This window comes from Domibacillus indicus, from assembly GCF_023715895.1.
Taxonomy (GTDB): Bacteria; Bacillota; Bacilli; order Bacillales; family Domibacillaceae; genus Domibacillus; species Domibacillus indicus_A.
Window position 1 is genome coordinate 290579 of sequence record NZ_JAMBOO010000002.1, and the last position, 24209, is coordinate 314787.

Genomic DNA, 24209 nt, shown 5'->3' on the forward strand with positions numbered 1-24209 from the left:
TGTTAATTCAAAGAAGCCCGGCACAGAAACGCGCCAGGCTACATCATATGCCGGCGGGCAAAATCGACGAATCGAAATTTATCCGGCCGGTGTCTTGACTCCGTATACTGAAAAAGGCTCGCATTATCTAAATAAACGTAGTTACGCACCACAGCAATATGTGAACAGCCATTCATGTCAAGAAGGGCTGTGTCTTCTTCTGTGCAGGGCTCAACGGTTATTTCCTTTTTAGCAAAACTGATCGTTAAACCAAGTTCTTCTTCAATATAAGCATAAATCGATTGTCCGCATATCTCTTCTGTCAGAGAGGGAACATGCTTTTTCAATAAAAAATCCTTGTCTAAAATAACACGCTCCCCATCGAAAACACGCGTCCGGGTCACTTTCCATATCTCTTCCTTTGGACTACATTGAAGCTGATGCTGCAAATATGGCTCGGGACGAATTAATGCAAGCTCTTCTACATCTGTGTGAATCGCTGCGTTAAGCCCTTCTGCCAGCTCTTTAAAGCTGACAAGCCCCGAAAACGGAAAGCTTGCACGGCTCGTGTCAAGAACGACCGAGCCTTTGCCGCGCAGTTTTTGAATAAAACCATTTTGCGAAAGAAGTGTCAGCGCTTTTCGAATCGTTTCCCTGGATGTTTCATAGCTGGCGGCCAGGTCATGCTCTGACGGAATAAGCTCACCCGGCTGAAAAACACCCGTTTTTATTTTCTCAACCAGCTCTTCGTAAATATACTTGTATTTATTGATTTTCATCTTCGTTCACCTGCATACTGTCATTCCCTCCACTATAACACAAAATGGATTAGTTAAACAGACGGTACACGGTGCTTTCATAAGGCGTTAATGTCCGGCTTGAAAGCTGCACAGGAGCTTCTTTCTCATTTGACAGAACAAGAGATGAACGCTTGCCTTTCAATTCTTCAGGTACAACGAATGACACCGGGCGGCCATAAAAATTATTGATGACGATCCATGCTTCCCCCTCGTATTCTCTCATATATACAAACAGCTCAGGATGATCGCCCATAAGCAGCCGGTAGCTTCCTTCACGCATCACCTTTTCCTTTTTCCGGAGCTCAATCAGTGTTTTGTAATGATAAAAAATAGAGTCTGGATCTTGTTGTGCGGCTTCCACATTAATTTCTTTATAGTTTTCAGCCGTTTCAATCCATGGAGTGCCACTTGTGAAGCCGGCATTTTTTTCGCTGTTCCACTGAACAGGCGTACGGCTGTTATCACGTGATTTTTGCTTTATAATCGTCATGATGTCTTCCTCTGCCATTCCCTGGGCGCGCATTTCATTGTACATATTCAAAGATTCCACATCACGATACTGCTCAATCCGTTCAAAATGAGGATTTGTCATTCCAATTTCTTCACCCTGGTAAATATAAGGGGTTCCTTTCATAAAATGAATGGCGTTTGCCAGCATCTTCGCTGACTTCACCCGGTATTCTCCGTCATTTCCATACCGGCTTACAATACGGGGCTGGTCATGGTTACACCAGAACAAGGCATTCCAGCCTCCGCCTTTATCCATTTCCTGCTGCCAGTCTGACATAATCCCTTTCAGCCACAAAAAATCAAACGGAGCGGCTGTCCATTTTTCTCCTCCAGGATAATCTGCTTTTAAATGATGGAAATTAAAGGTCATCGCCAATTCATGCGAATCCGGATGAGAATAACGAATGCAGTGTTCAATGGTTGTAGAAGACATTTCACCTACCGTTAACAGATCATATTGAGAAAACACGTTATCATTCATTTCACGTAAAAACTCGTGAACCCGCGGGCCATCTGTGTAAAAGCGCCGCCCGTCCCCTTCAAAGTCATCTGGGAAAGATTGATCTTTGGAAATAAGATTAATGACATCCAGACGGAAGCCGTCAATCCCTTTTTGAAGCCAAAAATGCATCATTTCATATAAATCACGGCGAACTTGTTCGTTTTCCCAATTTAAATCGGCCTGCGTACGATCAAATAAATGCAGATAATACTGGCCGCGCTTTTCATCATAAGCCCATGCTGATCCGCCAAATTTTGACTTCCAGTTGTTTGGCGGACCTCCGTTTACTCCGTCTTTCCAAATATAATAGTCCCGGAAGCGGCCGTCAGCTTCTCTCGACTGCTGAAACCAGTTATGCTCGGTAGAAGTGTGGTTAACAACGAGGTCCATGACAATTTTGATCTCCCGATTATGGGCTTGCTCGAGCAGCTCTTCCACGTCAGCCATTGTTCCGTATTCCGGGTTTACCGCATAATAATCGCTAATGTCATAGCCGTTGTCTTTTTGCGGGGACGCATAAATGGGCGTCAGCCACAGCACATCAACCCCGAGGTCTTTTAAATAATCCAGCTTTTCAATAATGCCCCGCAAGTCGCCGACTCCGCTGCCCTTCGTATCATTAAAGCTTTTCGGATAAATTTGATATACAACACTTTGTTTCCACCATTGTTCATTCATATCGTAAGCCTCCTAATAGAAAAAAGGGCAAAAGCGCCCTTTATTTTTGTTTCGCAAATCGTGAAAAAATAAATGTGAGAATGATCGGCAGAACGATTACAATGACCATGCCGATCAAAAAGGATGTCATTCCTTTACTGATAACGAGAAAGCCTGGAATGCCTCCGACGCCAATCGTACTAGCGAGAACACCATTTACCGAGATAAACATACCGGCAATGGCGGAGCTGATCATGGCAGCAATAAAAGCATACCGGAAGCGGAGATTTACCCCGAATATAGCCGGCTCTGTTACACCGAGAAAAGCAGACAGTGCTGATGTGTAGGAAAGACCTTTTAAACGGTCTTCTTTTGCTAAAAGCCCAATTGCTAAAGCAGCTGCGCCCTGTGCGATGTTAGAAAGAGCAAGCATCGGCCATAAAAACGTGCCGCCAAGCTGAGAGCCGACCAGCTGCAAATCAACAGCTAAGAAGGTGTGGTGCATTCCTGTGATAACAAGCACGCTGTACAGGCCGCCGTAAATTAAGCCGCCTAAAAGCGGTACAGTGTCAAAAATATAAATAACCGCATCTGTGATGGCATTTCCAACGATAAACATAACCGGACCGATTAAAATAAAAGCGGCAAACCCGGTAATAAGAAGAGCAACCGGTGCTACAACGAGCAGCTGAATGCCTTCAGGAACTCTTTTTGTTAAGAAAACTTCAATTTTCGCCAATAAATAGGAGGCGAATAAAACAGGCAGGACCTGTCCCTGGTAGCCGATTTTTTCAACCGTCAGCCCCAAAATATTCCAGGTTGGAATTTCTCCTGCTTTTTCTGCTTCACCGTATGCCCAGGCGTTCAATAAATCGGGATGAACGAGAATTAATCCCAGCACAATCCCTAAAAGCGGACTGCCGCCAAACCGCTTCACGGCTGACCATCCGATCAAGGCAGGCAGGAAGGTAAACGCTGTATTCGCAATCAAGTTGATAACGTTTGCAATGTCAGCCCACTGAGGATAACGCTCGATTAACGATTCCTCAAAGAAAATGCCGGGACCGGTTAAAATATTATTCAGTCCAAGCAGCAAGCCGGCTGTTACAATGGCCGGTAAAATGGGTATAAAAATATCAGCCAATGTTTTAATCGCCCGCTGCACCGGATTTAAATTGGATTCTGATGCTTTTTTTACATCATCTTTGGAAGATTCTCCAATACCGGTTTGGTCAACTAAATCCTGATACACTTTGTTGACGGTACCCTGGCCAATAACAACCTGATACTGTCCGTTGGCTGCGAAAGATCCTTTGACTACATCAATTTGTTCGAGTTTTGCTGTATCGACTTTGCTGTCATCTTTTAATGCAAAACGCAGCCGTGTTACACAATGTGTAGCTGCACTAATATTATCACGTCCGCCGACTGCCTCTACAATCTGCTCCGCTTGTTTTGAATATGCACCCATTGTTACTGCCCTCCTAATCTTGTATATACATCTTAATAAGACTTTACCACCTGTATATACATGTTGTCAACAAACAAGGAAGCGATTCCAAAAAAAAAGAGCAGCCCTATCGCTGCTTTTAAAAAGGAAAGCGGTTTAACCACTGTCCGCCATCTATTGTAATACATTCACCATTTATATAAGCAGCGTCTTTCGAACACAAAAAAAGGGCAAGAGAAGCGACTTCCTCGGGCGTCCCAAGCCGGCCCAGCGGTACGCTGTTCAGCGTCCGCCGGGCTGCTTCTGATGACTCCCATAGTTTTTCAGCCCCTCCTGTCCGCTCAATTGGACCGGGAGCGATCGCATTAACACGTATTCCATACTGATAGCCCCATTCAACTGCAAGAGTACGTGTGAGAGACAGTACACCCGCCTTGGCAGCAGCCGAATGCGCAACTTTGGCTCCTGCATTCCATGCATAAGCAGCAGCCATATTAATGATTAAACCGCTGCTTTTTCGTTTAATCCAATAGTTTCCTGCAGCGTGTGAACAATAAAAGGTTCCGTTTAACACAATGTCTATAACAGCCTGCCATCCATCTGGCGTCAGCTTTTCTGTGGGACAAATAAAATTACCGGCAGCATTATTAATGAGCACATGGATCGAGCCAAACGCCTGATCCGCCTTTTCCATCAGCTGCACAGCTTCTTCAGGACAGCGTACATCCATGGCCACTGTTAAAAGCCGGTCGTTTTCGCCGCTTATTTCATTTTTAGCTGCCCTTAATTTTGCTTCGTTTCGTCCGCAAATGACTACATTGGCTCCTTTCTCAAAAAAACGCCGGGCCATATATTTTCCCATACCGCTTGATCCACCCGTTATGACGACCGTCTGGTTTTTCATGTGTTCCCCCCTCATGAATGAATAGTCATTCATAAATATATAATAAAAAGGAAATCCGCAATACAAGTGGATTTCCTTTTTTGTTTTATTCTTCGTCTTCCCTTAGTTGATAAACAGCCTGTAAACATTCAAGCTGACTGTCAACATATATCTCATCTTTGTCACTGGCTACGTAATGGTAGTTTCCTTCATTGTCCTGATAACGTGCTTTTGCTGTATCCGACAGCTGCAAATGCAAAAAGTCCGTCAGCCTGTTTTTTAATGTATGGTCTAAGATCGGGAATAAAATTTCCACCCGCTTAATCATATTGCGTGTCATCATATCTGCTGAAGAAAGGTAAATATTCCGTTCACCGTTATGATGAAAATAGTAAATCCGGCTGTGCTCTAAAAAGCGGCCTACAATGCTGATTACCCGTATGTTTTCACTTACACCGGGAATCCCCGGGCGCATACAGCAAATTCCACGGATGATGCAGTCGATTTGTACCCCTGCATTGGATGCTTCGTACAGCTTCATAATTAACCGTTTATCTGTTAAAGAATTCATCTTGGCAATAATCCGGCCATTCCCATACTTTTTGTGATTGTCAATTTCTTCATCAATGAGTTTTATAAATGCGTCCTGAATATCAAATGGAGCGACCACTAAGTGATTATATTTTGGTTTGTTCATGTACCCGCTTAAATAATTGAAGAAATTCGTCGCATCTACGCCAAACTCTTTTTTAGATGTAATTAAGCCATGGTCCGTGTAAAGCTTTGCTGTTGCATCATTGTAATTGCCTGTGCCGAGATGAACGAACCGTTCAATTTGGCCTGCTCGTTTCCGAACAACAAGTGTAATTTTACTATGTGTTTTCAAATTGTGCATGCCATAGATCACATGACAGCCCGCTTTTTCCAGCTCTTTGGCCCACTGAACATTGTTTTCTTCGTCGAATCGCGCTTTTAGTTCAACGAGAACGGTAACTTGTTTTCCTTTTTCCGCTGCCCGTTTAAGCGATTCAATAATCGGTGAATCGCCGCTGACCCGGTAAAGCGTCATTTTAATCGCTAAAACGGTAGGATCATCTGCCGCCTGCGAGATAAAATCCACTACCGGCTCGAATGATTCGTACGGGTGATAGAAAAGAATATCCTGCTGCAATACTTTTTCAAAAATATTTTCCCGGGAAGACAAATCGATTGGCAGCTGCGGAATAAACGTTTCATACGTCAGCCCTTCACGAAGCGTGCTCAGCTTCTTCGTAAAAGGAAACAAGAAAGTTAAATCAATCGGGCCGTCTATTTCATAAACATCTTTAAAATGAATTTCAAGCTCTTCAAGCAGGTAGTCCAGTACATCCTGATCTAAATCCTGAGATTTAATTTCAAGCCGGACAGCGGCTCCCCATTTTCGCTTTTTTAATTCTTTTTCAATTTCAAGAAGCAAATCGCGGGCGCCTTCTTCGTGAATTTCCATATCCGCATTGCGTGTAATCCGGAAAGTATTCACATTCTTCACAACATACCCTTGAAAGATACGGTCAATAAAATATTCTAATACGTCTTCAAGTAAAACAAATGTGCCGCCTTCCTCCGATGGCACTTCGATTGTACGTTCCAGCACTCCCGGCACCTGCACAATGGCTACGCGGTCCATTTCTGCTTCCGGCTCATCATTTTGCAGCATCACAACTAAATTAAGTGATTTATTTAACAGCATTGGAAACGGGCGGTAAGCGTCAATGGCCATCGGTGTTAAAACAGGAAACACTTCGTTGTCGAAGTAATCAAGCAAAAAACGCTGTTGTTCATCCACCAGCTCAGCCGGCTTTTTCAACAAAAATCCTTCCTCTTTAAGGGCGGGAAGAATTTCCTCTCTTAATATCCTGTTTTGTGTTTCCACGAGCTCATGCGCTTTAATGCTGATCCGGTTGAGCTGCTGCTTGGGTGTCAGGCCCGCTTTGTTCTCAGGCTTATTAAAGCCTGCTTTTACTTGATCTTTTAAGCCGGCTACCCGTACCATAAAAAATTCATCTAAGTTTGAACTGAAGATCGCCAAAAATTTCATGCGTTCCAGCAAAGGATTATTTAAATCCGATGATTCTTCCAACACACGTTTGTTAAAGTTAAGCCAGCTTAATTCTCGATTGTTGTAGTATCTTGGATTCGCTAAATCAATGGCTGTCTGCCTGCTCATCGGACTCCCTCATTTCAGTTTTCTTTAATTTGTTTAAATTCTATCTGAATGTCTGTCTGCAAGGCTTTTTCTAAATGGCGTTTTTGTTTATCGCTTTGGTAGCGTTCAGCGAGCTCGCTTCCTTCGCAATAAACCGTAATAACAATATGATCATGTTTTCTTTTCACACCTAGATCGCTGACAATGCTTCGCTTTGAGCTGTTTAAGCTATAACAAAGCTTAAGCAGGGCACCGTACTCCCGCATTTTTTGGAGGTCCTCTTTGGTGAACCAGCCGTCGAACTGCTCTAAATATTGCTTGAGTGTCGAATTATTTGTAAAGGAAGCGACCAAAGAAATATATGCTTTCTCTCGATGGGTAAAGCCGTCAAACATGGAGTTAAGCAGAAGATAAAAGGTATGCCGGCTTTTTGCATTGGATGATATGTATTCACCGAGATAAAACAAAGCCGCCGCTTGTTCAATCATAAACCGCTCTTTGTTCGTGACCTTTAAAATCTGTTCTTGTTCAAAACCGCGAAGCATATTTTGAGTCAGCTTCATCATTTGGTAATGATGATTTTCATCATGGCCATAAACAGTTAACAGTCTTTTCACGCCGTTTCGTTTTACATCTTCTGCTGTGTCCCAATTGCTGTTTTTTGCCCGCTCCAGCATGATTCCATCTCGAAGCCCCCGGGAGCTGACCAGTATTCTTTTCGCTTTTGTATGTATAGTCAGCTGATAAAAGACTTCAATAGCCGGCAAAATTAAATCAGCGCGCTCATTTGAAAGACCATCCACTTTCTCAAGCTCTGTGTATGAAAGCGGAGAAAGCTCGGTGCGCAGCTGTTCAAGAGCTTCTGCGGACAGCTCATAGCCGTGTACGCCAAGAGGCGGATAATTTTCTTTTAGCTGCTGGACATTCGCCAAGTTGCGCGCGCTGCCGCCCACAGCCGTAATTATGCCGTCCGGTGCTTCACCAAGCCAATCGAATTTTTCAAGCTCTCCTTGAATAAACTCAGCCATTCGTTTCTGCTCTTTCGGCTTCATTCGACCTTCTGGGATAAACTGTTCTTTAAGGGAGACCACGCCAAAAGGAAAGCTGAAAAAATGTTTCAATTTTCTGTTTCTATAAAGTGTGATTTCTGTACTACCTCCGCCGATATCAATCGTCAGTCCATTATCAGCCGGCATTGTTTTCAAAACGGCTGACAGCCCGTAAGAAGCTTCTTCCTCTCCCGACAGCAACCGGATATGAAATCCCGTTTCTTCCTTGACTCTTTCAATAATGGCATCTCGGTTTGATGCCTGTCTTATAGCAGCTGTTGCGGTACATTCTACCTCTGTTACCTCGTAGTAACGGAGAACTTCTTTGAAATTGAGCAGCGCTTCAAGCAGCAGCCGGACACCTTCATCGCTCATTTCACTTTTTTCATTTAAAAAGTGCCGCAGCCTGAGAGGTGCTTTTACATTTCGAAATTCCTCAATCGCTGACCCTTGCTCTTTATATAAAACCAGACGGACTGTATTGGATCCAATATCAATAATGCCTGTTTTGGTTTGCATCACAGTGATTCCCGCTTTCTTTTTTTATTCATTTTCCCCTTTAAATATACCATGCAAACCACCATGAATGCTTCCAAATCACGGTTAAACAGTATATAATGAGAGAAAATGAGGACGAAAGGAGTCACTACATTGAGCAAAAAATCTGAACCCTTCACCGAACCTTCATCCGAAGAGACCCTCGCTAAAGCCATTTTCACGGTTAACCGCCATGCAAAAACGGCTACAAACCCAAAATATCTATATGCGCTGAAAAAATGCGCTCTCCTGAAGATGATCAAGGAAGGCAAAGCAGAAAAAAAAGGCCTTCACTTTTCCCGAAATCCTAAAAACAGCCGGCAGCAGTCGGATGTGCTTGTTTCATGCGGTGAATACACCTTTCATATGCCGCCTTGTAAAGAAGACTTTACTTTATTGCCGCACCTAGGACGGTTAAGCGAACAAATACGCAACCCCCGCTGTTCCATGGGGCTGTCTAAAGCAAAAAGTACTCTTGAGGCGTATACGGGTATGAAAGAAAAAGAAACAAAGCCGAAGCCTCCCGGTCAGAAAAAGTACACGAAGCCGGTGTTTAAACCGCTTGGCCAGTCATATTAAGAACGAAAAGGACGCCGCTGACAAGCAAGCGTCCTTTCTTTTATAGGGCAAGTTCATCAATATACTGAACAAGACGGGCAATTTCCGGCTTGCTCACCTGCGCATCGGCACCTACTCCTGTACCCTTGTGGCGAAGCTCGTCGGTAATCAATGAAGAAAAAATAATGACTGGAAGTTTTTTCAAAACAGGATGATCTTTGATCCGTCTTGTTAGATGGTGTCCGTCCATTTTTGGCATTTCAATATCTGTAACAATCAGCTGCACTTTTTCGAATGTATTTTCCTGTTCAAGTGTCGATTCCAAATAATCGAGGGCAATCTGGCCGTTTTCAAAAAACTCAACCCGGTCATATCCCGCTTCCACCAGCGTATCGTGAAGCAGCTTGCGGAGCAGCGGTGAGTCCTCTGCCACAATAATTTGTTTTTCGGACCGCTCACGCTTGCCCAGACTTCGAATTTGATCCACGTGAATGCCGGAATGCGGATTAATATCTACGACAATTTTTTCAAAGTCGATCAACAAAATCATCGTTTCATTGATTTTGATCACGCCGATAATTTGATTGTTGCCTCCCTGATACATTTCAGACGGCTTTTCAATATCATTCCAGGAAATACGGTGAATGCGCGTCACGTTTTGAACGTGAAAAACCACTTTTTGCTGGTTAAACTCTGTTACAATGTATTTATCCATCTGGCCATTTTGAGATGGCTGCAGGCCCAGCACTTTTGCCATATCAATCACTGGCAGCACCTCACCACGAAGCTGAATAATGCCTTCAATGTGGGAGTGGGCATGCGGGATAAAAGTAATAGGCATAGGCTGAATGATTTCTTTTACTTTCATCACATTAATCCCATATTTATTGCCCTGAACTTCAAATTCCACAATTTCAAGTTCATTTGTTCCAGATTCAAGTAAAATTCCATAATCATTTGTCATAAGTCATAAGTCCCCTTGCTTTTTTATTTTACTATATCACGAACGAAAAGATTGTCGATGCTTGAAAAGTTTATAATTCTTTAATATCTAATTCAAAAATTTACACTATAATAATATTAGATAAGAAAAAGGTGGTTTACAAATGGAACATCGATTGAATACACGTGTGAAAAGCATTGAAATTTCGGGTATCCGCAAGTTTTATAACCTGGTCGGTACTCAGGAAGGAATGATTTCTCTTACGATCGGCCAGCCGGATTTTAACACTCCTGATCATGTAAAAGAAGCCGGTATCCGTGCTATCAAGCAAAACGCGACCGTGTATACGCCAAACAGCGGGCTGCCTGAGCTAAAAGAAGCTGCTGTCCGTTTTTATAAGGAAAAGTATGGAGTCTCTTACAGTGCGGACACTGAAGTGATTGTGACTGTTGGCGCAAGCCAGGCGATCGACATTGCACTGCGGGCTGCTCTGGAGCCGGGTGATGAAGTGATTCTTCCAGGTCCTGTTTACCCCGGTTATGAGCCCATTATTCACTTATGCGGTGCCAAGCCGGTGATGGTAAATGTAACCGATAATGATTTTCGCATGACTGCCGACAAAATCGAGCCATACATATCCAAAAAAACAAAAGTGATCGTTCTTCCTTATCCTTCAAATCCGACTGGCGTCAGCTTAACGGACCAGGAGCTTCAAGACGTTGCGGCGCTGGCAAAAAGATATGAGCTTTTCGTTTTAGCCGACGAAATTTACAGCGAAATTGTGTATGAACGTCCTCACGTTTCCATTGCGTCCTTTTTGCCGGAACAAACGATTGTCGTAAACGGCTTGTCCAAGTCACATGCGATGACCGGCTGGCGGATTGGGCTTTTATTTGCGCCGCAGTCTATTACACAGCACATTTTAAAAGTCCATCAGTACAACGTCTCCTGCGCTTCTTCTGTTTCACAAAAAGCAGCGGTTGCCGCCCTGACCGACGGCATGGATGATGCGCTGCCTATGCGCAGCGAATACCAAAAGCGGCGTGATTTCACCTTCGAGAAATTGCGGGAGCTCGGACTAGAAACGGTCAAACCTGATGGTGCTTTTTACTTTTTTGTAAAAGTACCTACAGCTTATATCGGCTCTTCTTTTGATTTTTGTTTAACTTTAGCTCAAAAATATAAAGTAGCGGTTGTGCCCGGCAGTGCTTTTTCTGATGCGGGGGAAGGCTGGTTCCGTTTGTCTTATGCATGCAGTGTTGAGGAAATTGAAGAAGGGCTGCGGCGGATCGAGCAATTTTTAAGAACACTTTAATGAATAAAGCAGAAGCTGTGATGCAGCTTCTGCTTTTTTTCATAAAAAAAGCCCGGACAGCGATCGCCCGGGCAAAAAGTGAGAGAAATGGAGAATGAAAAACTGGTTACGTTTATATCATTCCCGTTTTTTCTGCTTTTACACCTTTTTTATGAATTTTTTTTGATGGATTGAACAAGTTCTACAACTTCTTCAGCTGTTGACATTTCAATTGCTTTTGCTGCCAGCTCTTCCATGTCTGCTTTTGACAAATGTTTCATTTGCGCACGTGCTTTTAGGATGGATGTGGCACTCATTGAGAATTCATCAAGGCCTAGACCTAAGAGTAATGGAATCGCTGTTTCATCTCCGGCCATTTCACCGCACATGCCAGCCCATTTGCCTTCTTTGTGCGCCGCTTCAATAACCATTTTAACAAGACGCAGGATAGACGGATTGTACGGCTGGTACAAGTAAGATACACGTTCGTTCATACGGTCTGCCGCCATTGTGTATTGAATCAAGTCGTTTGTGCCGATTGAGAAAAAGTCTACTTCTTTTGCAAACAAATCAGCAATAACAGCTGTTGATGGGATTTCCACCATGATGCCAAGCTCTATGTGTTCTGCAACGCTTACGCCTTCTGCTTCAAGTTTTGCACGCTCTTCTAAAAGAACGGCTTTTGCCTGGCGGAATTCGTTTACGGTCGCAATCATCGGGAACATGATTTTCAAGTTTCCGTAAATGCTCGCACGAAGCAGGGCACGAAGCTGCGTACGGAAAATATCCTGCTCTTCTAAGCAAAGACGAATCGCACGGAAACCAAGGAATGGGTTCATTTCATGCGGCAGGTTCAAGTATGGAAGCTCTTTATCACCGCCGATATCCAATGTGCGAACAACGACCGGTTTGCCTTCCATGCCTTCTAAAACAGCTTTGTAAGATTCAAATTGCTCTTCTTCTGTAGGGAGGTTATCGCGGCCCATATATAAAAATTCTGTACGGTACAAGCCAACGCCTTCTCCGCCGTTTGCTTTTACCCCTTCAAGGTCTGCAGGCGTCCCAATGTTAGCCGCAAGCTCAACGTGGCGGCCGTCCGCTGTAACCGTTTGTTCGTTTACAAGCTTCGCCCATTCCGCTTTTTGCTGCGCGTATGCTTCTGCACGTTTTTTATATTCTGCTGCTACTTCTTCTGTCGGGTTGATGTGTACTTCCCCTTGAAGACCGTCAATGATAATCATATCACCGTTTTGAATATCTGTTGTTGCATTTTTCGTTCCAACAACTGCTGGAATTTCCAATGAACGTGCCATGATCGCAGAGTGCGACGTACGGCCGCCGATATCTGTTGTAAATCCTTTAACGAATTCACGGTTCAGCTGAGCGGTCATAGAAGGCGTTAAATCTTCTGCAACGACAACGACTTCCTCTGCAATCAAAGCAGGTGCTGGAAGATCTACACCAAGAAGCGCTGCCAATACACGTTTTGTTACGTCTTTAATATCTGCTGCGCGCTCTTTCATGTATTCATTATCCATCGCTTCAAACATGCCGATAAACATGTTTGCTGTTTCTTGAAGCGCGTATTCTGCATTCACAGACTCTGATTTAATTTTGTCTTCAATCGGTCCAGTAAGTTCTGGATCGTTTAACACAAGCAGGTGAGCTTCGAAAATAGCCGCTTTATCGTCTCCTAAATCCTTGCGTGCTTTTTCTTTGATTACTTCAAGTTCTGCTTCTGATTTTTTCAACGCTGCACGGAAACGCTCAGCTTCAGCTGCAGCATCTGCTACATCCTTTTTCTCAACTGTTAAGTCTGGTTCCATTAAGCGGTAAGCTTTTGCAAATGAAATTCCGTCTGATGCGCCAATTCCTTTTAATATCGCTGCCATTATTAGTTTGCCAGCCCTTCGTTTTGGAGTAGTGTTTCAATCGCTTGGAGTGCAGCTTCTTCATCACTGCCTTCTGCTGAAATCGTAATTTCAGCACCTTTGCCGATTCCAAGTGACATTACACCCATGATGGATTTTAAGTTCACTGTTTTACCGTTAAATTCAAGATTTATATCGCTTGAGTATTTGCTTGCTGTTTGAACAAGCAGCGTTGCAGGACGTGCATGAATGCCTGTGTCTGCTGTTACTGTAAAAGTTTTTTTAGACATGGATCGTCTCTCCTTCATACATTTTTCTTCATAGAGAATAGCATTAAATTTCATTTCTCTCAACGATCGAGTTTTTTCAAGTTGCTGCTTCTCCCTTTATCTTTTAAAATAGACAAATATAGACAAGTGTAAGGAGTTTTTGGCATGTATTATAAAAGACAAGAAGCGTTTCGCTATGCTTTTTCCAAATCAATTCCAGCGGTTTGCGAAGTATTCGAGTCCACCGGTCCAGATGAAAGAAAAAAAGTTCAATCGTTTGATGCTTTTATCCTTGATATCAGCCCCAGTGGATTAAAAGCGGCTTCAAAAGAAGCTCTTGACCCAGCAGCCGATCCGATTCTCGTTTTTACTTTTGAGCTGGCTGGTACGCTTATTTCTTTTCCAGGAAAAATGATTCGGCAGCGACAAGCCGGCAGCGTATATCACTACGCTGTTCAAAGCGACGGAAACGAAGCATTAAAAAACCAGATTATTGACTCACTTAAAAGGTACACGAAAGAGCAATTGAAAAAGTCGAAACGTTAATGAACATAAATCATTTTGCGCGTCATTCCACCGTCAATAACCAAATTTTCTCCGGTTATAAAAGTATTTTCTGGGTCGGTAAGATATAAACAGGCTTTGGCTACATCCTCCGGCCTGCCGACCCGACCTGCTGGATGCTGGGCATGATCTTCCGGCCGCAGCTTCGCGTAGTCACCCGTTTCAATCCAGCCGGGACTGATACTGTTTACCCGTATTCCCTTCTCACCTAATGTCACGGAAAGCGCATGAGTCAACGAATAAATGGCTCCTTTTGACGCTGCATACAATTCTGTATGAGGCTCTGACATACTTTGCCGAGTTGAGCACATATTTACGATGGCGCTGCCGCTTTTCATATAGCGGGCGGCTTCGCGGGAACAAAACAGGACGCTTGCTGCATTAGTGGTCATTATTTTGTCCCAGTCTGTTTTCTTTATGTCCCAGATAGAGCCAAAAGAAGAAACTCCTGCATTGTTAATTAAGATGTCGATGCCGCCGTATTCCTGGTTAATCTGCGCAAACAACTCTGCCATTTTGTCTGTATTTCCTACATCCGCACAACAAAACGCCGCGTTATAACCGGATTGCTTCCATTCCTGAACAACTGTCCGGCCTTCCTCTTTCATATCTACAATAATTGTGTTGGCACCTTTTGCGGCGAAAGCATAGGCTGTTGCTCTGCCAATCCCATTCGCCCCGCCTGTTACGATGACGGTTTTGTTCTTGAACATGCTTCCACTCCTTTAGCTTCGAGGTGCTTCCATATATTCATATTCAGTGTGGCCACCGTGTTTGGCAATGCCTCGGAAATGTTTAAAGTCAGCCTGTTGAATAAGCACCTGCCGAAACGAAAGAAAATCATTTCGTTCAATGTGTACACGTGCAACAGTTCCATTGCGAAGGCTTTCAAGATATCCCGCAGCTTCTTCTGCAGTCACGCTTCTCACCTCCTATTAAAATAGTCAAAAAATTGACACAACACCGTGTAAAATCCTTTACTATTTTCAAAAAATAAGGCAAAATTTATTTTAATACCTTTCGCTAACGTTTTCATTATAAAAGAAAACGAGAGAAAATGGTATCGTCAATTGTCGAAAAGGAGCGAAACAGATGACTAAAGCAGAAGTCGGCAACATTATTGAATTTAAAGACGGCCTACGCGGGATCGTCGAAAAAGTAAATGAAAACTCCGTCATTGTTGATTTGACAATTATGGAAGATTTCGATGAGCGCGAATTAGAAGAAAAAACAGTCGTTAACCATAAAAATTATATCATCGTCCATGCATGAAAAAAAGAGCGGATTCTAGAATCCGCTCTTTTGTTTATTTACACTGATTGAATCGTAATTTGATCGTTTTCAACTACTGCTTTTAAATGCGCAGCATCTGGATGATCGATCATAAAATCAGCGATTGCATCTTCAATATGCTCTTGAATGGCCCGGCGAAGCGGCCGTGCCCCAAATTGAGGGTTAAAGCCAATCTCAGCCAGCTTTTCTTTTACTGCTGCATCCACACCAATTTTCATTTGCTGCTCCGCAAGCATATCATTCAAGTCGCCAAGCATCAAATCAACAATTTGGATAAGCTCTTTTTTGCCAAGCGCTTCAAACTCGATAATCGCGTCGAAACGGTTTAGAAATTCCGGCTTGAAGAAATCAGACAATGAGTCAAGAACAGAATCATCGGATTTTTGAGCCTGCTTGTCAAAGCCGACTGTTATATTTCTTCTGCCGACACCAGCGTTGCTTGTCATAATGATAACGCACTCTTTGAAACTTACCGTCCGCCCCTGGCTGTCTGTTAATCTGCCATCTTCCATTATTTGCAGGAACATATGCTGAACATCAGGGTGTGCTTTTTCAATTTCATCAAGCAAAATAATGCTATATGGATTACGGCGCACTTTTTCTGTTAACTGACCTGCTTCTTCAAATCCCACATATCCCGGAGGAGAACCAATCAGTTTAGACACACTGTGTTTCTCCATGAACTCACTCATGTCCAGGCGAATAAGGGCTTCTTTAGAGCCGAATAACTCTTCTGCCAATGTTTTTGTTAATTCTGTTTTACCAACCCCTGTTGGTCCGACAAACAGGAATGAACCAATTGGGCGATTTTTCGCTTTTAAGCCCGCACGGCTGCGGCGGATCGCTTTCGCCACTTTTTGAACGGCTCTTTTTTGGCCAATTACCTTGCCGGCAAGATTTTCTTCAAGATGTTTAATTTGAAGCTGTTCATCTTGATGAAGCTTTCCAACCGGAATGCCTGTTTTGCTTGCAATTAGTGATTGAATCACTTCTGCTGTAACGGTTGGTGCCTCAGCCGCTGTACCGCCTTGAGCCAGTTTTTGTTCCAGCGCAGCTTCTTCGTCACGCCATTTTGCTGCTTCTTCATATGCTTCCTTTTGCAGCGCTTCTTCTTTACGCTTTGCTGCCTCGGAAAGCTGTTCTTGAATAGAAGCTGTATCAGACGGGTTAATGGTCAAGTTTAACTTAGAACCCGCTTCGTCAAGAAGGTCAATTGCTTTGTCCGGCAGGAACCGGTCCTGAATATAACGATGTGACAGAGCGGCACACGCTTGAATCGCTTCTTCAGTGTAAGTAACCTGGTGGAAGTCTTCATAATGCTTCTGCAGGCCTTTTAAAATATGGATCGTTTCTTCTACGTTTGGCTCCGCGACTTGCACCGGCTGAAAGCGGCGTTCGAGCGCTGCATCTTTTTCGATTTGACGGTATTCTTTTAATGTTGTTGCACCAATCAATTGCATTTCGCCACGGGCAAGGGCCGGTTTTAAAATGTTGCCGGCATCCATAGATCCTTCTGCTGACCCCGCTCCAACCAGCTGATGAATTTCATCAATAAAAAGCAAAATATTTTTCCGCGTTTTTACTTCTTCAATGATTTGTTTCATACGCTCTTCAAATTGCCCGCGCACACCTGTACCGGCAACAAGGGAAGCAACATCCAGCACATATACTTCTTTGCCTGTCAGTTTCGCCGGCACTCGTCCTTCTGCAATGTAAAGAGCAAGTCCTTCTGCAATCGCCGTTTTACCAACACCAGGCTCCCCAATCAGAACAGGGTTGTTTTTATTTCTTCTGTTTAAAATTTCAATCACACGCGCGACTTCTTTGTCGCGGCCGATCACCGGGTCAATTAATCCGGCTTTGGCAAGTGAGGACAGATTGCGTCCGAATTGATCGAGAATCCCGCCGCCTCCGCGTCCCGCTCCAGCTGACGGTACTTGCTGCTTCATTGCCTGCTGCAGATTTTGTGATTGCATTCCTTTCATAAACTCATCAAATGGAAAACCGAATGATCCAAAATTCATGTTCATTCCTCCCATAGTTTGTTTTTCTTTTTGAAAGCATGCATCGCATAAATGATACTGTGCTGATTGACCATTGACACGGACATTCATTTGCACATTCGCACGATGCTGCTGGCATTTTTGACATTTCATCCACGTCATCCCCTTTACTTTGACTTTGACTATATTTGACCATATCTTTATTATAATTTGACCTTTTTTGACTTTCAACTTTTCTGCTCACCATAAATGGCTGCAACAAAAGAAAAGTTCAACTTACATAGAAGAAATGGATTCTTGTTCTGCATTTGCCCTTCATTGCAAGTTCGTTTAAAAAGGTTCGAAAGTTTCGTTGTTCTTAATTTTGACCATCTTTGACTATAACTCTATTATAAACTGATCTTTTTGACCTTCAACTTTTCTGCTCAATATGATGTGCCTAAGGAAAACAACACGAGCGAGCATAAGGAGAACAAAAGCAAGTTCAGCTTCCCCAAGAGAAAACTGCTCCCTCTGGCTTTTGAACTGTCCTGCAAGTTAACCTAAAAGGTTTTGTGAGTATTTATTATGTTTAACTTTGACCATCTCTGACCATATATTTATTATACTTTGACCTTTTTTGACTTTCAAGTACTTTTTTAAAAAAATAAAGTGCCAAAAAGGCACTTTATGCAAGCGGCAAAAAAACAACAAAAAGCAAATCAAAGATTAAGTGAGAAATAATCAGCATTGGTATGCTTTTGCGCCATATATATAAGCTTCCCCAAAACAATCCGCCGCAAAGAGCGGCCATCATCCAAAGCCATTCACCGGAAAAAACAAAAACAGAAGCGTAAAACAGTGCCGCTATCACCATAGCTGCCCACTTGTTCATATAGCGGCCGAGGCGTTTTTGGATAAATCCCCGAAAAAACAATTCTTCTCCAGGAATGATAATCAGCACAAGAACGATATAATGCCAAATAAATACGGGGCTGAATAAAGCATAGATAGAAGAAACATGCTCCTCTGCCGCTACAGGCATCAGCTTCAGCAGTGCATATCCAGCCGCAAAGAGTGCGTATAAAACAACCCCAGACAAAATACCGTATAGCATAAACCGGTTTGTATTCTGCTGATCATCGATCGGCTCGCTTATAATTGAAATACTAATAAAAAACAAAGTAGCTGCTGTGTAAATATACCAAAAAATATCTTTATCCAAGAAAGTTACATATAAAAGAACGTATGCCGCTGCCACTCCAAGAATAAAGCGCCAGTCTTTCCATAGTGCCATTCATAAAGCTCCTTTCCTTAATCCGAGTTATTTTACCATATAAAACTCAGATTCGGCAAAAGCGTTACGATAAGTTTTTAATAGACAGCCCCAGTTTTCTTAAAATAGCCGTTGCCTGTTCGACTTCTTCCTCCGACAGCACACTTACAAGATCATGAATGTTTTGCTCATGCACTGGAAAAATGCGCTCAATCAGTTCTGTTCCTGCTTCCGTGATAGCGGCATGGGTAATGCGCCGGTCGTGTGGGCAGGCTACCCGTTTTAGCAGCTGCTTTTTCTCAAGCTTATCCACAACATATGTAATACTGCCGCTTGCAAGCAGGATTTTCCCGCCAATTTGCTGAAGAGGCTGAGGCCCTTTATGATATAACAGTTCCAGTACAGCAAATTCTGTCGGATTAAGGCCGGACTTTTGAATAAACCCATTGACCTGCTCGTTTACCACTTTATATGCGCGCGATAGCACAATAAATAATTTTAGCGATTTTTCACTTTCTTTCATTATTATTCCCCTGCCTGTCTATTCATTTCTTCATTTATACGTTACACATTTTCGCTTCCTTTTGGAAGCAGAAACCTGCCATTTTCCACAATTTCCACAGCGGTTTTTGTCGATTTCCTTTCTCGGTCGTGTATAATAACGTCATGTGTTTACTCTATTAAACAGGTGATCTTATTGAAAAAACGTGATAATTATTTTGACAACGTTCGGTTTTTTCTTATTTTTTTGGTGGTATTTGGTCATCTTCTTCGTCCATATATTCACACCGGTCCGTTCCTTTATGCTCTTTATATGGTAATCTATTCTTTTCATATGCCAGCTTTTATTTTGATTTCCGGCTTTTTCGCCAAAAGCATAAAACGGCCGGGCTATATTAAAAAAGCGGCCGAAAAGCTGCTGATTCCATTTCTTATTTTTCAATGTGTGTATTCGGTTTTTTATTTTTGGATCGACCATGAAGAAGCCCTTTCTGTAAGATTGCTGATTCCTGAATGGTCGCTTTGGTTTTTAATGAGCTTGTTTCTCTGGCATGTATTGCTTTTAGGCACTGTTAAATGGCTGAAAAACCCGTTCATTGCGCTTATCCTTTCGGTAGCAGCCGGTGTTGGAATCGGCTTGGTCAATGAATCACTGACTGTTTTAAGCATCGGCCGGACATTTGTGTTTTTCCCGTTCTTTTTAGCGGGCTATTATGCAAAAAAAGAATGGTTCCAGCCGTTGTTCCGCATGCGGTCCCGCATTCCGCTGTTTCTTTTTGCCGCCGGGCTGTTTGCATACTGCTATACGCATACAACGATGCAGATTGAGTGGCTGTTTGGCTCCCAATCGTACGCAGCGCTTGGCGCTGACGGAACAGATGGTTTGCTTTTACGATTGTTTGTTTATGCTGTTAATATCGTCATGATTGCTTTTTTTCTTTCCCTTGTGCCGCATAAAGTCTTTTTCTTTACCGCATGGGGACGCAATACTTTATACGTGTACTTGCTGCATGGTTTTTTTGTTCAGTCGTCACGGCGTGTAGAAACACTGGAACTGCCGCCGTCTCTGCTTGTTTTGTTTGGGACGGCTACTGTTTTAACATTTGTCCTGGCGTCTCCATGGACAGCCGCCCTGTTCCGCCCATTTTTGGAGCTGAAACGCCCCAGCTTTTTCATTAAAAAGGAGAATAAATCGTGAATATTACTGTTTGCACATTAAATGCAAAATATATCCATACTAATTTGGCGATCCGTTACTTGAAATCTTACTGTGAGGATGCCTATAATATCCGGCTGGCCGAGTATACGATCAAAGATCCTGCCATGAATATTGTATCCGACTTGTACAGCCACAAACCAGATGTGATCGGCTTCAGCTGCTACATCTGGAATATTGAAGAAACGATCCGCGTAGCCGGCATGATAAAAAAAGTACTGCCTGAGTGTACGATTGTCTTTGGCGGCCCGGAAGTGACTTATGATGTTCCATACTGGCTGGACCGGCTTACGGATGTGGACTTCATTGCGATCGGTGAAGGAGAAAAAACGTTCCGTATGCTGCTCGACCAGTTATCGGGAGAGCGCGACTTTTCCAAAGTGCCCGGCCTTGCCTACAAAGAAAACGGCAAACAGCTCATTCAGCCCCAGACGAATAAAATCGATCTGCGCGAGCTGCCTTCCCCGTTTCGCTTTGAAGAAGACCTGGATTCACTGTCTAAGCGGATCACCTACATTGAAACGAGCCGCGGCTGTCCATTCCGCTGCCAATTCTGTTTATCGTCTATTGAGACTGGAGTGCGCTATTTTGACCGCGAGAAAATAAAAGACGATATTCGTTTTCTGATGAAAAACGGGGCTAAAACCATTAAATTTGTTGATCGGACGTTTAATATCAGCCGCAGCTATGCAATGGAAATGTTTCAGTTTCTCATTGATGAGCATGTGCCCGGCACTGTATTTCAATTCGAGATTACAGGCGATATTATGCGTCCGGAAGTGATTCAATTTTTAAATGAGAGCGCCCCGGCCGGTTTGTTTCGTTTTGAAATCGGGGTACAGTCGACCAATGACGGCGTAAACGAGCTCGTTCAGCGAAAACAAAATTGGGAAAAACTAGTACGTACCGTGACGATGGTAAAGGAAGGCGGTAAAATTGAGCAGCATCTTGATTTGATCGCCGGCCTGCCGGAAGAAAATTACGATTCATTCCGCAATACATTCAATGACGTATTTGCCCTTCGGCCGGAAGAGCTGCAGCTTGGCTTCTTAAAGCTGCTTCGCGGAACAGGTCTGCGTCTAAGCGCTCCTCAGTACGGCTATCAGTACATGGATCAAGCGCCGTATGAAATGCTGTCAAACCGGGTGCTTCCATTTGATGAAGTGATTCGTATTAAACAAACGGAAGACGTGCTTGAAAAGTACTGGAACGATCACCGGACCGATGAGACGATTGATTATATTACACGCCATCTCGCTGAAACACCGTTTGACTTTTTCCAGGATTTTGGCGCATTCTGGGAAGCGAACGGCTGGAGCCGTATCGGCCACCAGCTGGAGGATTTATTTAAGCGGCTGGATTCGTTTGTGCGGACGGCTTATCCGAATGACGCGGCTCATGTAGAGAATATTATGAAGTATGATTATTTAGCCAATCAGCGCTTTAAGCCGCGTAAGCCTTGGTGGAATACAGACGAGTCTGCCCAGCGGAAAGCAATCTATCAGCAGCTTGCCGTCCACCCTCTGCTTGCCGGTGAGTCGTTCGCATCTCTCGGGCTTCGCGAAAAAGAACTGCATAAGCATACGATCCTAGAGCCCGTTACAATGCAAAAACGAAACGGCACCTGGGTACAAGAAGACGGCTGGCTGCTTGTTTACTTCCAGCCAAACGGTGCCGGCTCTTCGTCCTACTTTTTTCCGTCCCGTTTAACGGCAGCTATGTAAACCAAAAGCGTCAGGCCTTCCCGGCCTGCCGCTTTTTACTTTGGTTCATAAACCCGCTCTTTTGAATAAAATGAAAAAGCCGCATCCCTTTTTCCCATTAAAAACCGGGCGATCAGACGGGATAGAAACAAGCTGTACACCACTCCGTTGCCGCCATAGCCAAGCAGGAACAAGCTGTTGGGCACATGGCTGTACTGACCGATGATGGGCTGCCCGTCCTGCGTATGGGCAAACGACCCGCTCCAGCTGTACTCCGCGCGTATTTTTCCTTTTAAAGACGGGAACCATGCCTCAGCTTCTCCAATAAGCTTCTCCGTCTTTGCCGGCATCTTTCGGTCACGCGCACTTCCTTCTGAAGCCGGTTCATCAAGTCCGCCGATTACAATGCGCCGGTCTGCTGTTGTCCGGGCGTAATAGTAAGGGCGGTTGGATTCCCAGATCATGACGCTATCCTTCCAAAACGATAAATCCTCTACTGGGTTCGTTATAATCGCATAGCTGCTTTCGACGACTGCATTTGGGTCCCTTACCGTTTCCTGCGTTTCATACCCCTGGGCAAAAACGGCTTTTTTCGCTTTAAGTAAATGGCCGGTCTCTGTTCGCAGAATGACACCGGCTTCATCCGCTTTTTTTAAACTTACTTCTGTTTGCTCAAATACACGAACCCCTTCTTCAGCAGCCGCCCTTACAAGTCCATGTGTGAGCTTGAACGGATTGACCTCTGCATCGCCTTTTGCGATAATAGCGGCCGGCCGGCTGAAAGGAACCCATTTTTTCATTCCCTCTCTTTCCACGTAGTCAACATCAAACCCTGCTTCTTTTAAAGCAGCGTATTCTGTTTGTATTTTGCCCATATCTTCTTCACAGCTCGCGAAAAACAAACTGCTGCGCATGGTCAGGTCCGGATCAATCGGCAGCGACGGGGCGATATCGTTTTGAAGATAGCGGATCGCATCAAAACAGCGCCAATAATGATCAACTGCTGGCCTTTTGCCAAATAAACGGATCGCTTCATGCAGAAGCTGATCGCTCGCAAACTGCAGTAATCCTGTATTCGCGCTCGAGCTTCCCGCGGCCACTGTCCGTTTTTCAACGAGTACGACGTCAAAGCCTGTGTTTCTTAATTCATAAGCGGTACAGGCGCCAGATACACCTGCACCGATAATCACGACATCACATTCTATATCGGCTTTTACAGGTGGGTAAGCCGGTGCTTCTTTCAATGTCTCCGGCCAGTACATACTTCCTGATTTTAAATCCATAGCTATATCTCCTTTTTCTTATCCGTCTCTATCTATACGCTTAAAACATCGTTTTCAAACCCAAAAAAACACTTCGAACTGTGACATTCGAAGTGTTTTAAAGTTTTTTGATTTAAGCGCTGGCGTTTTCACTGCTTTGTTCAGGCCCTTTCGCGCGGGCAACTAAATACCCGCCTGCAGCAATCGCAAGGAGAACACCCCAGAAAACAAACTTCCACGGTTTTGATTCAGGAAAATGCTCATCCAGCACTGCCAGGGACGGGTGAGACAATGTAAAGACTGCCAGTTTCACGCCGACCCAGCCGACAATTAAAAATGCAGCTGTTTCGAGTGTTGGATATTTTTGCAGAAGACGGACAAACCAGGTAGCCGCAAAGCGCATAATAACAACGCCAATAAAACCGCCAAGGAACATCACCAAAAACTGCCCGGAATCAATGCCGCCAATCTGGCCCCAGCCTGTTTCCGGAAGGGTAACGGCTAATGCTACAGCCGCGAGCATCGAATCAATGGCAAACGCAATATCCGCCACTTCTACTTTCAAGACTGTCATCCAAAAAGAAGAGCCGCGCAAATCCTTTTCGAGTCCATGTCCTTCGATCTTTTTGTCTTCTTTCCACTTTTTGTACAAATGACTGACACAGATAAAGAACAAATAAAGAGCGCCAATTGCCTGTACCTGCCATACTTTGACGAGAAACGAAATAAGGAACAGTGCTGCGATGCGAAAAACAAGAGCTCCCATCAATCCATAAAACAGCGCTTTTTTCTGCTCTTCTTTCGGCAGGTGCTTGACCATGACCGCCATGACGACAGCATTGTCTGCTGCTAAAATCCCTTCCAAAATAATCAGGACTCCGAGCACCCATACGTACTCCAGTAATAAAGCTGTATCCATTTGCCC

At 43.9% G+C, this 24209-nt stretch carries 22 protein-coding genes; 6 read left to right on the plus strand and 16 right to left on the minus strand.

All coding sequences use genetic code 11. The features are described 5' to 3' along the window. Positions 1-38 precede the first annotated feature (38 nt). From treR to M3221_RS04755, 6 genes are all read right to left on the minus strand, one after another. A complete protein-coding gene (gene treR / locus M3221_RS04730) occupies positions 39-758 on the minus strand; it encodes a trehalose operon repressor (RefSeq protein ID WP_251270378.1) in 720 nt (239 codons plus the stop codon). A gap of 49 nt (positions 759-807) precedes the next feature. Then, the gene (gene treC / locus M3221_RS04735) at positions 808-2469 is read right to left on the minus strand and encodes an alpha,alpha-phosphotrehalase (RefSeq protein WP_251270379.1); all 1662 of its coding nucleotides are present in this window, start codon (positions 2467-2469) and stop codon (positions 808-810) included. 40 nt (positions 2470-2509) lie between these two features. Further along, positions 2510-3919 (minus strand): PTS system trehalose-specific EIIBC component, encoded by a 1410-nt coding sequence (gene treP, locus M3221_RS04740; protein ID WP_251270380.1) that lies wholly within the window; start codon positions 3917-3919, stop codon positions 2510-2512. Positions 3920-4037: 118 nt separating this feature from the next. Continuing rightward, a complete protein-coding gene (gene fadH / locus M3221_RS04745) occupies positions 4038-4802 on the minus strand; it encodes a 2,4-dienoyl-CoA reductase (protein ID WP_251270381.1) in 765 nt (254 codons plus the stop codon). Between the two features lie 85 nt (positions 4803-4887). Further along, positions 4888-6987: an RNA degradosome polyphosphate kinase gene (locus M3221_RS04750; protein ID WP_251270382.1), complete on the minus strand. Its 2100-nt coding sequence runs from the start codon at positions 6985-6987 to the stop codon at positions 4888-4890. Between the two features lie 14 nt (positions 6988-7001). Next, positions 7002-8534: a Ppx/GppA family phosphatase gene (locus M3221_RS04755; RefSeq protein WP_251270623.1), complete on the minus strand. Its 1533-nt coding sequence runs from the start codon at positions 8532-8534 to the stop codon at positions 7002-7004. 132 nt (positions 8535-8666) lie between these two features. Between M3221_RS04755 and M3221_RS04760 the strand changes: the two genes are divergently transcribed. Continuing rightward, positions 8667-9131: a YkyB family protein gene (locus M3221_RS04760; protein WP_396120243.1), complete on the plus strand. Its 465-nt coding sequence runs from the start codon at positions 8667-8669 to the stop codon at positions 9129-9131. Between the two features lie 40 nt (positions 9132-9171). On the opposite strand, the gene M3221_RS04765 is transcribed toward M3221_RS04760, so the two are convergent. Beyond that, the gene (locus M3221_RS04765; protein WP_251270384.1) at positions 9172-10074 is read right to left on the minus strand and encodes a chemotaxis protein; all 903 of its coding nucleotides are present in this window, start codon (positions 10072-10074) and stop codon (positions 9172-9174) included. Between the two features lie 142 nt (positions 10075-10216). On the opposite strand from M3221_RS04765, the gene M3221_RS04770 reads away from it, so the two are divergent. Further along, on the plus strand, positions 10217-11368 hold the full coding sequence (locus M3221_RS04770) for an aminotransferase A (protein ID WP_251270385.1): 1152 nt from the start codon (positions 10217-10219) through the stop codon (positions 11366-11368). Positions 11369-11517: 149 nt separating this feature from the next. Here M3221_RS04770 and ptsP read toward each other — a convergent pair whose 3' ends face one another. Further along, a complete protein-coding gene (gene ptsP / locus M3221_RS04775; protein WP_242232195.1) occupies positions 11518-13239 on the minus strand; it encodes a phosphoenolpyruvate--protein phosphotransferase in 1722 nt (573 codons plus the stop codon). Positions 13240-13241: 2 nt separating this feature from the next. Then, complete coding sequence (locus M3221_RS04780; protein ID WP_242232196.1) at positions 13242-13508, minus strand: phosphocarrier protein HPr; 267 nt, start codon at positions 13506-13508, stop codon at positions 13242-13244. A gap of 144 nt (positions 13509-13652) precedes the next feature. Between M3221_RS04780 and M3221_RS04785 the strand changes: the two genes are divergently transcribed. After that, a complete protein-coding gene (locus M3221_RS04785) occupies positions 13653-14033 on the plus strand; it encodes a PilZ domain-containing protein (protein WP_251270386.1) in 381 nt (126 codons plus the stop codon). Here M3221_RS04785 and M3221_RS04790 read toward each other — a convergent pair. Together M3221_RS04790 and M3221_RS04795 are read right to left on the minus strand one after the other, a co-directional pair. Continuing rightward, positions 14030-14764, minus strand: coding sequence for an SDR family NAD(P)-dependent oxidoreductase (locus M3221_RS04790; RefSeq protein WP_251270387.1), 735 nt, complete (start codon positions 14762-14764; stop codon positions 14030-14032). The genes M3221_RS04785 and M3221_RS04790 overlap by 4 nt on opposite strands. A gap of 12 nt (positions 14765-14776) precedes the next feature. Continuing rightward, positions 14777-14971 (minus strand): hypothetical protein, encoded by a 195-nt coding sequence (locus tag M3221_RS04795; protein WP_251270388.1) that lies wholly within the window; start codon positions 14969-14971, stop codon positions 14777-14779. 172 nt (positions 14972-15143) lie between these two features. On the opposite strand from M3221_RS04795, the gene M3221_RS04800 reads away from it, so the two are divergent. After that, the gene (locus M3221_RS04800) at positions 15144-15323 is read left to right on the plus strand and encodes a YkvS family protein (RefSeq protein WP_069939554.1); all 180 of its coding nucleotides are present in this window, start codon (positions 15144-15146) and stop codon (positions 15321-15323) included. Between the two features lie 38 nt (positions 15324-15361). On the opposite strand, the gene M3221_RS04805 is transcribed toward M3221_RS04800, so the two are convergent. The 3 genes from M3221_RS04805 to M3221_RS04815 form a co-directional block, all read right to left on the minus strand. After that, positions 15362-17500, minus strand: a complete 2139-nt coding sequence (locus M3221_RS04805; RefSeq protein WP_251270389.1) for an ATP-dependent Clp protease ATP-binding subunit — start codon at positions 17498-17500, stop codon at positions 15362-15364. 514 nt (positions 17501-18014) lie between these two features. Then, a complete protein-coding gene (locus M3221_RS04810; protein WP_251270390.1) occupies positions 18015-18623 on the minus strand; it encodes a CPBP family intramembrane glutamic endopeptidase in 609 nt (202 codons plus the stop codon). Positions 18624-18687: 64 nt separating this feature from the next. After that, on the minus strand, positions 18688-19125 hold the full coding sequence (locus tag M3221_RS04815) for a MarR family winged helix-turn-helix transcriptional regulator (protein ID WP_251270391.1): 438 nt from the start codon (positions 19123-19125) through the stop codon (positions 18688-18690). A 174-nt stretch (positions 19126-19299) separates the two neighbouring features. Between M3221_RS04815 and M3221_RS04820 the strand changes: the two genes are divergently transcribed. Together M3221_RS04820 and M3221_RS04825 are read left to right on the plus strand one after the other, a co-directional pair. Further along, complete coding sequence (locus M3221_RS04820) at positions 19300-20301, plus strand: acyltransferase family protein (protein WP_251270392.1); 1002 nt, start codon at positions 19300-19302, stop codon at positions 20299-20301. Next, a complete protein-coding gene (locus M3221_RS04825) occupies positions 20298-22043 on the plus strand; it encodes a B12-binding domain-containing radical SAM protein (protein WP_251270393.1) in 1746 nt (581 codons plus the stop codon). The genes M3221_RS04820 and M3221_RS04825 overlap by 4 nt, the downstream gene beginning before the upstream one ends. 35 nt (positions 22044-22078) lie before the next feature. Here M3221_RS04825 and M3221_RS04830 read toward each other — a convergent pair whose 3' ends face one another. Continuing rightward, complete coding sequence (locus M3221_RS04830; RefSeq protein WP_251270394.1) at positions 22079-23305, minus strand: NAD(P)/FAD-dependent oxidoreductase; 1227 nt, start codon at positions 23303-23305, stop codon at positions 22079-22081. Positions 23306-23417: 112 nt separating this feature from the next. Beyond that, complete coding sequence (locus M3221_RS04835; RefSeq protein WP_251270395.1) at positions 23418-24203, minus strand: TerC family protein; 786 nt, start codon at positions 24201-24203, stop codon at positions 23418-23420. Between the last annotated feature and the right edge of the window lie 6 nt (positions 24204-24209).